This is a genomic window from Candidatus Tisiphia endosymbiont of Nedyus quadrimaculatus (genome assembly GCF_964059235.1).
Lineage (GTDB): Bacteria > Pseudomonadota > Alphaproteobacteria > Rickettsiales > Rickettsiaceae > Tisiphia.
In genome coordinates this window covers 284,413-295,738 of record NZ_OZ060452.1, presented here as the reverse complement: position 1 = coordinate 295,738, position 11,326 = coordinate 284,413, and the positions used below count along the sequence as shown (strand labels likewise).

Below are 11,326 nucleotides of genomic sequence, written 5' to 3'. Positions count from 1 at the left end.
GCGATGCCTATATGTAATAGGCGAGCGATCGAAGACGACGTTTGCCTACTTCTCATCAATTGACTATATACTAGATAATCAAGTTTTTATTAAGTTATATAATTCATGGCAGTTTGAAAATCATGAAAAGAAGCCGAGAAGATGTCATCCCAGCCTACGCTGGGATGACATAAACTGCCATGAGTTGTAGTCTTCAGAAAAAAACTTGATTATCGAGATATAGCTAAAACCTTTTCGGGTTAGCTATATCTTAGTTGCAACGCAACTAGCTGTGAATAATTTAATTTGTGCTAGACATGTTGCTACGGCAGTTTCAGTTCGGAGGATATTTGGTCCTAGACTTATTGATAAAGTATTGGGTCTTAATGAAAGCATTTGGAGTTCATTTTGTGAAAAACCACCTTCTGGACCGACAACAACTGAAATATTTGCCGAAATATCTGATGAATATATAGGCATGATTTTTAATAAAGTATTATTTTCATCTTCATTTTCATTGGCATATATTATAGAATTATCTAGAGTTTGCTCTAGGAAAAGACTAAGTGATACTACTGGCATAAGAATGCAGGGTATTAAACGTTCGGACTGCTCTGTAGATTCGATAATACATTTCATCAATCTTTGAGTATTAACAGTGCGAAATTGAGATCTGTCTGCGATTAGTGGAATAATTTTTGTTACCCCAAGCTGTACAGCCATATCTATGGCATCCAACATTCTATCACTTTTAATAATGGATATTCCTAAAGTAAGTTCAGGTTCAACTGTTGCTTTTCTTAAAATATTAGTAAGTCCAACATGTAAATTATTTTTTGTCATACCAGTAATTTGTGCTATAAACTCACCATCTGTGCCGTTAAAAATTCTAAAATGATCGCCAACCTTCAGTCTTAATACTGTTTTAAGGTAGTGACTATGATCTTCTGCAAGATTTAACGAATAGTTTTCAATTAGTTTGATATTGGTATATATTCTGTGAAGATGAGAAAATTTCATAATTTTAACTCTAATGGTTAACACCTAGGCATTTTGACTTTTTCATTTACTTCAAAATATTATTTTAATAATTAAAATTATGTTTTGAGTAATAATATATTATTAAGGAAAAAACAACAATGAAAAAAAACTAACTCAAACAGAAGGAGATAATGTAGTATGAAAAGAAAATTCACAGAAATAGAAGATAATTTGTTTAAAACACTTCATAAAAAGGGTAATCCTTTAGTATTGTATAATATTTGGGATGTTGGTTCAGCACAGATTGTAGAGAAGTCCGGGGCGAAAGCATTAGCTACAAGTAGCTGGGCAGTAGCAAAATCTTATGGTTATGAAGATGGTGAGAAATTCCCACTTAAATTAGCCTTGCAAAATTTAAAGAATATTATTGAAAAAGTCAAAGTACCTGTGAGTTTTGATTTTGAATCAGGATTTGCATCGAAGTTAAGTGATTTAATAGAAAATGTTGAACACGTAATTAAAACAGGGGCAATTGGTATAAATTTTGAAGATCAAATTATTGGGAAAGAAAAGGCAAGATACTCTATAGAAGAACAATGTAAACGAATTAAAGCAATTAAAGCAATTAAAGAAGCTATAAAGGAGTTATTGCCTAATATGTTTATTAATGCTAGAACGGATATCTTTCTTCAAAAAGATACATCTGAGCATAATGAACAAGACTTAAAAGAAGCTATAGAACGAAGCAAAGCTTATGCAGAAGTTGGAGCTGATGGGTTTTTTGCACCAGGCTTAGCAAATCATAATTTTATAAAACAATTATGTGAATTTTCACCTATTCCTGTCAATATAATGGTGCAAGATATAACGACAGTAAAAAACCTTGTTGATTTAGGTGTATCTAGAATTAGTTACGGTCCTTTCCCATATATTGCAGTGATGCAAGAATTGGATAAATCTGCAACTGAAGTGTTAACATATATAGATACAAATAAAAAGACGTAATAGGAGAGGACTAGTACATATTATGGATAACAAAAAAGATACTACCATAAAAGATAAACAAGAAAACTCCAAAGAAATAGGCGGCTTTAAAGGTCAAGAACCAACTACCTATGGAGATTGGCAGCATAAAGGTAAAGTAACTGATTTTTAAAAAGATTAAAAAATTTATGCCAAATTTTCATCAAGTCAAAATTCTACCATATAATGCACAAGAATTATATTACTTAGTTCTTGACGTAAAGTCATATCCTGAATTTTTGCCATGGTGCAAGGCTGCTAGAATCATCTCAGAGAGCGAGAATCAAATTATAGCTGAATTAGTAATTCAGTTGAAAGGTTTCACAGACAAATATCAATCAAAAATTATATACTCAAATGATTTAAAGAAACAAAGCTATTCTATTGAAGTAGAAGCAGTTTCTGGACCATTTAAATATTTAAAAAACTTGTGGCAATTTTCCAAAGAAGATACTGGTAGTAAAATAGAGTTCTTTATTGATTTTAAGATGAAATTTGCAATAGTTGACAAGTTAGTTAATATATTTTTTACTGATGCTACTGAAAAAATGGTTGATGCATTTGAAAAAAGGGCAGATACTATGTTAACTAAAATAAACTTAGCAAACTATTCTTGAAATAGGGATCTATTAATGAGTGCAAATTTAATATTTATTATTATTTTGCTACTCAACTTTTACCCAAAAATTTGAAAATTGATTTATCAATTCTGCAAGTTTTTGAAGTAGGTCAATATAGGAGCAGATATAAAAATAGATGAATATGTACCAACTATTATACCAAAAAACACTAATACACTAAAACTATAAATAGCTTCCCCACCAAATATTACCAAAGCTAGGTTTGCGAGCAAGGTTGTAACAACTGTCAGAATAGTCCTAGACAGAGTTTCATTAATACTCAGATTAATAATTTGTGGCATTACTGTCTTATGTGATTTGCGTAGATTTTCTCTGATTCTATCATAGATAACTACTGAATCATTCACAGAATAACCTATTATGGTAAGAATAGCAGCTATGGAGCTTAAATTGAAGTCTAGCCTCATTACACTCATAAAACCTAAGCTTAGTATGGCGTCATGTAACAAAGCTACAAGTATACCAAGCCCAAAATACCACTCAAATCTAACCCAAGTGTAAACCATTATGGCAAGAAACGAAAGAATTAGTGCCGTTATTCCTGATTTTATCAGTTGAGTACCAACTTGTGGACCGACAAAATCTACTTTACGATACTCAAATTTATAAGGAAACTGGTTTTTTAAAGTTGATTTGATAATCTTAATATTTTGCATTAAAGTATCTTCACTATTGCTGCCAACTCGTATTGACAAATCATGCTGATTACCAAAATTTTGTAATACTACTTCACCAATCTTAAGATTATTAAGCACTTCACGCATTTTGGTTAAATCAGGGTCTTGATCAAGCCGCACTTCTATAACAATCCCACCAGCAAAATCAATACCAAAATTAAATTTGTAAATCCCTATCCAAATAATACTTACAAGAGATAAAATAATGGACATCGTATAACTTACTTTTCTAAATCTGATAAAATCAAAGTTGATTTTATCAGGTAAAAGCCTTAATGGATATAATTGCATTATTGAATTCTTTAATTTATATACCGAGAGCTTGTCTATACAATTCTAAGATCGCATCTTGTTCAGCTAGCTTATTTCTATCAAGTTTTTTTAGTTTTAACACCGACTTCATAGCCTTGGTATCAAAGCCACTAGAGCTGGCTGCATCAAATATATCTTTTATTGCTTCAGATAATTCAGCTTTTTCTTGTTCAAGCCCTTCTATTTGATTTATATATTGTTCTAATTGTTCTTTAGCTATCACTTCTGTCATAAAATTCAAGTTTATTGTTTATCAAAAATTGTATACTCTTCTGCTCCTACGAATTGTTTTTTGAAAATATCATGGATTCGCATGCGTAACTATACTATATGTACGTTCCGCTTGCTCACCATTCATTTTCAAATCCAATTCTCCAAATCATTTGAGTATAATATGGCTAGTATATATTATTTTATCAAGCCACTAAGTAATTTATAGATAATTCTGCTATAAATGCTAGAAAAATCTTTAGATTAGTTGTTACCCGAACGATCCTTATAAAAACAAAGAGCTATTAGGCTTGAAATAGCACAAGCAATTACATAATAAATAGATGAAGTAATAGTACCAGTTTTTTGCACAAGATATTCTAGTATTAAAGGTGTTGTACCACCAAAAATACTGGTTGCTGTATTATAAGACAATGATAAAGCAGTATTTCTGATATTGGTTGGATAAAATTCAGCTTGCAGTGCAGGTTCAGGACCGATATAACAAGCAGCTAAAATTGATAATACGATTTGAGATATAATTATAAAACAAAATTCTCCAGTTTCAATTACATTCATCAAAAAAGGGATAACTAAAATAATTACCAGTAAATTAATCACAAAAATTTTCTTTCGACCAATTACATCAGATAAATAGCCAGAACATAAAGTAACAATAGCCATGATTATATAACAATAATTAGCTAAATTGCTAACTTGGTCATCGGTAAAACCACGATTTATCCTCAAAAATGACATTAGATAAGTAGCTTGTAGATAAAATAATACTGAACCTGTAGAATTGATGAAGATTGATATTAACATATCAATCCAATATACAGAGATAACTTTTTTCAGAGGAGATTTTAAAATCCCACCATCTTCTTTTATACTTTGAAAACTAGGGGTTTCACTGGTATATTTTTTTATATAAAGTCCAGCAAATAAAATAAAAATTCCTAATAAAAATGGTATTCTCCACCCCCAATCATTAAATTGTTGTGCTGATAAAAGGCTTTGTATAAGCTGCGAAATGATTGATCCAAATAATATGCCAATAGAAATACTGGATATTGGTATACTGCCAGTAAAGCCACGATACACCTTACCTGTATGTTCAATAGCAAATGCAATTGAGCCAGTAAGTACTCCGCCCATTGATACACCTTGCAGCATCCGAAGTAGAATCATTAATATAGTTGCGGCAACACCTATATTGTCATAAGTTGGTAATATGCCAATTAGTGCAGTTGGTAGAGACATACAAAATATAGATGTACTTAAAGCAGTTTTTCTACCAAAACGATCTCCGAGTACCCCAAAAAATACCCCACCTATTGGTCTCATTAAATAACCGATAGCAAATACCAAAAAAGCATGCAATAAAGACGAGCTAGGACTTGATCCAGGAAAGAACTTTGCCCCTATTATAGGAGCAAAGTAACCAAATAGTGCGTAATCATACCACTCAAATGCATTTGCTACACCACTTGCAAAAACCAACTTACATTTATTCATATTTTTTATTATTTCATTGGTGATCAAGGATTAGAACGCTTATTACCCCAGTTCGATATAAGAATTATTAATTCTTATCCCAAATTCGCGTTTATTAGCAACATATATGATGGCTTACTCATAATGCCCACTCAAGCTGATTATTAGTACAGTCTTTTTATCTTCAAAAATTTCGTATATCAATCTATGTTTGATATTAATTCTTAGAGAATAGCAACCTTTTAAGTTGCCTACGAGTTTTTCACTGCTGATAGGTCTTGGATTATTTTTTAATTCAGTCCATAGTTTTCTAGCCTTATTATCAAGTTTTTCTGACTTTAACTTTTGAAAATCTTTAAATGATTTTTTAGTAAATTTCAAATTGTACAATGACATCAATTCATATCATCTTCATTTAAGCACCCATCCAAAGGTTCTTGCCTAGCTTTTAGTATTTCCTTAACTAATCTAGGTATCGAATATAATTCTAATGTTGCTTGCAAAGATTCGTAGTCTTCTCTAGATAATAGCACTGCGTCATAATGCTTACCTTTTAAATATACTGGTTTATGTGTTTCGTTTGCTTCTTGTACAAGGCTAAATAAATTAGCTCTTGCTACCGATATTGTCTGTACGTTCATAATTTATCTCCCTTATAAGTATACTCTTCTGCTTTGAAGAATTGTTTTTTGGAAATATCAAGGACTCGCGTACTTACGTACGCTCCGCTTGCTCGTCCCTTATTTTCAAATCCAATTCTCCAAATCATTTGAGTATATACACATATAGTACATGATATTGTACATTTAATATCATTTCAACAAAATGTTTGAAAAGAACAAGCATTGCTAGCCTGAATTCGATGTAACAAGTTACATCGAACTTGCGGGATACATATAGCAACAATCAGGTTTGAAGCGGTTCTTTACCTGATTGTTAAATATTAATTTGCTAATAATCTTATTTTTATACAATATAAAAATAAGATTATTAGCGGTAATAGATTAAAATGCATTCGTAGAATCGTTTCAAGAATGCATTTTTCCTTATAACAAGCCAATTCGATATAAGAATTGTTAATTCTTATATCGAATTGAGGTATTGCGAGTACTACTTCATGCAGTAGCTTTATCATTTTGTGTAATATTTCCTTTCTCAGAATATATTATAAACAATGTTGCAGGTATTATTATCAATGCTCCGTATAAAGTACTGTTTTCAGGGACTTCATTAAACACAAGATATCCAGCTGATGCTGAAATTATTAACTCTAAATATCTATAAGGGGCGGTGGCAGTGGCATCAACTAGAGAGAAAGCCTTTAATAAGAAAAATAAGATTAAACTACCCCCAGCTCCTAAGGTAAATAGCAAAATAAATTCTGAACTGGTAGGTGTTTGCCAATACATTATTGATGACGGTATTGATACTAAAGATGTTACTAGAGCAGAATAAAATAGCATACTAATCATTGATTCTTTTACTACAAATTTCTTATTGATAATATCTAACATGGCAAAAGCTACAGAAGCTAAGACAAAAATCAATATCTGTGGATTAAAGTCACTAGCATGAGGTTTCAGGGTAATAACAATACCAATAAAACCAAATAAAGTTGCTGCCCATCTTTGCCAAATAATATTCTCATTTAAGAAAAAAACTGCTAGAACTAGAGTAAATAAAGGTGTAGCAAAACCAATAACTGTAGCAGTAGTCACTGGGGCAATATTGAGACCATAAGTCCAAGACGTCATAGCAAAAAACAATAAAACCCCTCTTGCAATATGTATAAAAGGACGATTAGTTTTAAGAGTCTGTTTCCCATAATATAAAATAAAAGGGACAAGAATTAAAGCACTAAAGAAAAAGCGAAAACAAGTTACCTCAAAACTATGTAGCCTAAGTCCAAGATATTTTGCTGTTATGTCATTAGTTGCACTACTTACCAAGCTTAATATAAACCAACCAATACCAACAAAATAAGTGTTTAATTTATTATTCATTTGTATAGACCTTAATTCATTATTTTTTTATATTTTTTGTATTAGTGTTTTCTATATTTAGTGTTATAGTGTCACTAATATTAAACAAGTTTAAAAATCTTATTATCAATTTGATTTTCAAATAAGAAAGAATATATATAATACAGCAATATATTTAAAGCAAGAAAAGGTTTATAGTTATGATAAAAGTCACGAAAAAATTTGGAATATTGCTGTTGGTAAGTTGTGTAAGTATTTCTAGCTTTGCTAATCCTGATTCAACTAATAATGACTATGATGCCGATTATTATGAAAATGAAGGTAATCTTGTGTTTAAAATAAGAGGGGGGGGTATCAAATCTAGTGCAAAGCAAAAAGGTTTTCCTAAGGCTACTGCCAAAGACCCAGTATCGATTGGTAATTTTGTTGAAAATGGTTACGGTTTTGATGCTTCTACATCAATATTCTTTGCTAGTAATGTTGCCGCAGAGTTATCTTTAGGTTTTAATGTATTACGTACTAAAAATAATAGTTTAAAGAATGTGGCTTATAATTATGGTGGTAATCCAGCAGATGTTGGTAAAAGAAAAGATCTTTATATTATCCCCCTGACTGTCACGGGACAATATCATATAGCTCCCTTTGGTGCTATTAGACCTTATGTTGGCGTTGGTTATCATGGAGCTTATATGTTCAGTAAATCTAAAGGATGTACAGTCAAAAATGGTCACGGTGCTGTATTACAGATCGGGGTTGATTTATATGCTAAGGATGATACATTGATTAACTTAGATGTAAGGCAGTATTTTCTTAAGACCAAAGTTGATTATAAAAATAGTTTAATAAAACAACCTATATCATCTAAAGTAAGGTTTAATCCGTTAATGATTGCAGTAGGTATTGGTTATAGGTTTTAGATTTGCCTGACCTAATTAAGCAAGAAATTGAAGTAGTCTAAGATGTCTATTGTTGACTTATTAGTTAGAAGAGACTATATCTTGTCTAGACATATCAATATTATATTATTAGTTTTTTACTATGAGTTCACAACAAAAATTACCTATACTGCCTAGAGCAACTGCTATTTGGTTGATTGATAATACTGCTTTAACTTTTAAGCAGATAGCGGATTTTTGTGGGATTCATGAGTTTGAAATTAAAGGCATTGCTGATGGTGAAGTATCTCAAGGTATTATGGGGCTAGATCCTATTGTTGGAGGACAATTAACTCAAGAAGAAATAATGCGTTGCACGAAAGATCCAAGTAGTAGTTTAAGACTTTTTGTGAGTAGTGCCTATGATTTGGTAAGTACAAAGAAAAAACAACAATCTAGATATACTCCTATTGCTAGACGTCAGGATAAACCAGACGCGATATATTGGCTACTTAAAAATTGTCCAGAAATTTTAGATAATCAAATTATAAAACTAGTTGGTACTACTAAGCCAACCATAGAAGCCATCCGTGATCGTGGTCACTGGAACATGAAAAACATTCGCCCACGTGATCCAGTTTTACTTGGAATTTGTAGTCAAGTGGAATTAGACAAGAGTATTGAGCAAGCGAAGCTTTTATCTAAGCAAGAAAAAACTGATAAAGAATAGACTTCCTGCATAAATCAAAAAAGCTTTCGGGATTTTTAGAAGAAACGAAGCCGAGTACCGCAGCGTACACAGACGGTTGTTACGGAGCGAAGGCGAGTTTCGACGACAAAATCACCAACTAGATTGATTTATTCAGGAAGTCTAATAAGTCATGGCAACTTAAAAACCACAATTAGTAGTTGCTATAGATATAAGTTTAACTATTCTTGATGTTATTCCTGCGTAGACGAAAATATAAAAAAATAGCCTGCAAAGGCTATTAGATATATAGATTCCCGCCTACGCGGGAATGACATACTAGTGATCTACGCGGGAATGACTTGCTCATGATCCATGCAACAAATCCTCCATGCGAAAGTTGGGAGGATTTAAAATGGCATCTTTAGTCCAGGTGGCAAACCAATATTACCTAAAGCATCAGACATAGAGTTTTGTGAATCTTCATCGACCTTGCTTTTAGCATCGCTGAAAGCAGCAACAATTAAATCTTCCAATAATTCTTTCTCTGTCTCTTTAAGCAAAGAAGAGTCAATGGAAACCTTTCGAACCTCACCACGACCACTAACGGTAATATTTACTAACCCACCACCTGCTTTTCCAAAATATTCAGTATTTGCCATTTTTTCCTGCATTTCTTGCATTTTTTTTTGCATTGACTGAGCTTGTTTTAAAAATTGATTAAAATTTGTCATACTATTTACCTTTTAATTTTTTAACAAAATATCTGAAATTGTAACATTTGGAAAGTGTTGTGTTAAAATTTTCCAATCTTGACTTGATTTTACTTTATTTAGCAATTGTTCTTTAAGAGTGATTATTTTTAACTGTTTTGTAATGATAACATTCCAAGTTTTACCTGACCAAGCAAATAATAAATTAGCAATTTGCTCTTTTATTTTTGTATTGAGATCGCTTCCAGCAATTTCTATAGTTTGAAGAACAAAAGATTTTAACTCCACTTGGTTCAGTAATCTGTAATAAACTTCCATCTCATTATGCAAATGTAAAAACTCAAGAAAACCGGTAATTTGATAGTTCTGAGTTGATTGTTGTAATACCGGCTGTTCTAGTTGCTCTCCATCATTATATTCCACTAATTCTTCTAGCGATGGCAACATCTGTGAGTAAATAGATTTTATCACCAGCATTTCAGCTTCTATCAATTGATTATGTGAAGTTTTCATCTCTATAATTCCTTTACTATATATTTGCCAAATAATAGATAATTGAGGAAGAGTAATTTTTGTTAAAATATTTGTAACATTATCATTAAAAGATACATATATAGGACTTTGATAATTAGGTAATATCTTTATTTTACTAAGATAGGCAGTAAAATCAGCAACTAATGCTACAAAAGTTTCTAAATTTGCTGAAGACATATAGAGATTGTTTACTAAATCAATCGATTTAGCAGCATCTTTTTGAATAATATATTCAAAAAACTTAACTATACTAGCTGTATCCACCAAACCAAGTATTTGATAAACGATTTCAGGAGTGATCGAGTCTCCTGCTGCCAAACTCGTTGCTTGGTCTAGTACTGAAACTGCATCTCTAGCTGAACCATCAGATCTAGACGCAATTATTCTAAGAGCCTCTATCTCAACGTTTAACTGTTCTTTTTTAGCGATGAACTGAAGCAATTGAAAAACCTCATCAAATGTTAGTCTCCTTAAATCATATCGCTGACATCTAGAAATTACGGTTAATGGAATTTTTTGTGGTTCAGTAGTAGCAAATATAAATATTACATGTGCTGGCGGTTCTTCAAGGATTTTAAGTAGAGCGTTGAATGCACCTTTAGACAGCATATGAACTTCATCAATTATGAAGATACTGTACCTAGCGATTAGCGGCTTATATTCACTACTTTCTATTATTTTACGGATATCATCAACACTGGTCTTGCTAGCAGCATCAATTTCAATTACATCGGGATGGTTATTTTTATTAAAACTGCTACAATTCTGACAATTTTCACAAGGTTTAATACTATCACCTTCAACTACCAAATTGGTACAATTAATATTTTTAGCGATAATACGTGCTGAAGTAGTTTTGCCAACACCCCTAATACCAGTAAGAAGATAACCTTGAGATATACGATTTTTTAGGATAGTATAGCTTAAAATTTTTGTTAAAACTTCTTGTCCGTATAGTTCAGAGAAATTAGTAGGGCGATATTTTCTAGCAAAATTAATATATTGGTCGGTTGTTTTTGTCACTTGTATATTCACAAAATATGATCTACTCAAATGATTTCAAGAATTAGATTTGAAAACAGAAGAGTATGCTAGTAATGACCCACTAGAGACTATTTTGGCTGCTTCCTTTCGAACCTGACCACCTGAACAGCACCAATGCCCACTACTAGCACATGATAAAATAGTTCTTTTATCATCTAGAGGCAAGTTAT

The 11,326-nt window shown here is 31.7% G+C and carries 13 protein-coding genes, 1 other RNA gene and 1 pseudogene; 5 read left to right on the top strand and 10 right to left on the bottom strand.

Features of this window, described 5'->3' with window-relative positions:
- Positions 1–243 precede the first annotated feature (243 nt).
- A complete protein-coding gene (locus AB3211_RS01535) occupies positions 244–999 on the bottom strand; it encodes a 16S rRNA (uracil(1498)-N(3))-methyltransferase (protein WP_367364436.1) in 756 nt (251 codons plus the stop codon).
- Between the two features lie 159 nt (positions 1,000–1,158).
- Between AB3211_RS01535 and AB3211_RS01530 the strand changes: the two genes are divergently transcribed.
- From AB3211_RS01530 to AB3211_RS01520, 3 genes and pseudogenes are all read left to right on the top strand, one after another.
- Positions 1,159–1,965, top strand: a complete 807-nt coding sequence (locus AB3211_RS01530; protein ID WP_367364435.1) for an isocitrate lyase/phosphoenolpyruvate mutase family protein — start codon at positions 1,159–1,161, stop codon at positions 1,963–1,965.
- A gap of 19 nt (positions 1,966–1,984) precedes the next feature.
- Positions 1,985–2,116 (top strand): annotated as a pseudogene (locus tag AB3211_RS01525) (DUF1674 domain-containing protein); the annotation flags it as partial.
- A gap of 16 nt (positions 2,117–2,132) precedes the next feature.
- Positions 2,133–2,600, top strand: a complete 468-nt coding sequence (locus AB3211_RS01520) for a type II toxin-antitoxin system RatA family toxin (RefSeq protein ID WP_367364433.1) — start codon at positions 2,133–2,135, stop codon at positions 2,598–2,600.
- 86 nt (positions 2,601–2,686) lie between these two features.
- Here the strand turns inward: AB3211_RS01520 and secF are convergent, their stop codons facing one another.
- The 6 genes from secF to AB3211_RS01490 all read right to left on the bottom strand — a co-directional run bounded on the left by secF (position 2,687) and on the right by AB3211_RS01490 (position 7,323).
- Complete coding sequence (gene secF / locus AB3211_RS01515; RefSeq protein WP_367364432.1) at positions 2,687–3,592, bottom strand: protein translocase subunit SecF; 906 nt, start codon at positions 3,590–3,592, stop codon at positions 2,687–2,689.
- A 16-nt stretch (positions 3,593–3,608) separates the two neighbouring features.
- On the bottom strand, positions 3,609–3,845 hold the full coding sequence (locus AB3211_RS01510) for a DUF2312 domain-containing protein (protein ID WP_341751598.1): 237 nt from the start codon (positions 3,843–3,845) through the stop codon (positions 3,609–3,611).
- Positions 3,846–4,087: 242 nt separating this feature from the next.
- Positions 4,088–5,341, bottom strand: a complete 1,254-nt coding sequence (locus AB3211_RS01505; protein WP_367364431.1) for an MFS transporter — start codon at positions 5,339–5,341, stop codon at positions 4,088–4,090.
- Positions 5,342–5,455: 114 nt separating this feature from the next.
- Positions 5,456–5,716, bottom strand: coding sequence for a Txe/YoeB family addiction module toxin (locus tag AB3211_RS01500; RefSeq protein WP_367364430.1), 261 nt, complete (start codon positions 5,714–5,716; stop codon positions 5,456–5,458).
- Positions 5,716–5,961 (bottom strand): type II toxin-antitoxin system Phd/YefM family antitoxin, encoded by a 246-nt coding sequence (locus tag AB3211_RS01495; RefSeq protein WP_367364429.1) that lies wholly within the window; start codon positions 5,959–5,961, stop codon positions 5,716–5,718. Before AB3211_RS01495 ends, AB3211_RS01500 begins: the two co-directional genes overlap by 1 nt.
- Before the next feature lie 474 nt (positions 5,962–6,435).
- A complete protein-coding gene (locus AB3211_RS01490; RefSeq protein WP_367364428.1) occupies positions 6,436–7,323 on the bottom strand; it encodes a DMT family transporter in 888 nt (295 codons plus the stop codon).
- Between the two features lie 179 nt (positions 7,324–7,502).
- On the opposite strand from AB3211_RS01490, the gene AB3211_RS01485 reads away from it, so the two are divergent.
- On the top strand, positions 7,503–8,219 hold the full coding sequence (locus AB3211_RS01485; RefSeq protein ID WP_367364427.1) for an OmpW family outer membrane protein: 717 nt from the start codon (positions 7,503–7,505) through the stop codon (positions 8,217–8,219).
- A 121-nt stretch (positions 8,220–8,340) separates the two neighbouring features.
- A complete protein-coding gene (locus AB3211_RS01480; RefSeq protein ID WP_367364426.1) occupies positions 8,341–8,907 on the top strand; it encodes a cell cycle transcriptional regulator TrcR in 567 nt (188 codons plus the stop codon).
- Positions 8,908–9,275: 368 nt separating this feature from the next.
- Here AB3211_RS01480 and AB3211_RS01475 read toward each other — a convergent pair whose 3' ends face one another.
- The 3 genes from AB3211_RS01475 to ffs all read right to left on the bottom strand — a co-directional run bounded on the left by AB3211_RS01475 (position 9,276) and on the right by ffs (position 11,290).
- Entirely contained in the window at positions 9,276–9,599 is a 324-nt protein-coding gene (locus AB3211_RS01475; protein ID WP_341757734.1) for a YbaB/EbfC family nucleoid-associated protein, read from the bottom strand.
- A 12-nt stretch (positions 9,600–9,611) separates the two neighbouring features.
- The gene (gene dnaX / locus AB3211_RS01470; protein WP_410521612.1) at positions 9,612–11,141 is read right to left on the bottom strand and encodes a DNA polymerase III subunit gamma/tau; all 1,530 of its coding nucleotides are present in this window, start codon (positions 11,139–11,141) and stop codon (positions 9,612–9,614) included.
- 53 nt (positions 11,142–11,194) lie between these two features.
- Positions 11,195–11,290, bottom strand: an RNA gene (gene ffs / locus AB3211_RS01465) — signal recognition particle sRNA small type.
- Positions 11,291–11,326 lie beyond the last annotated feature (36 nt).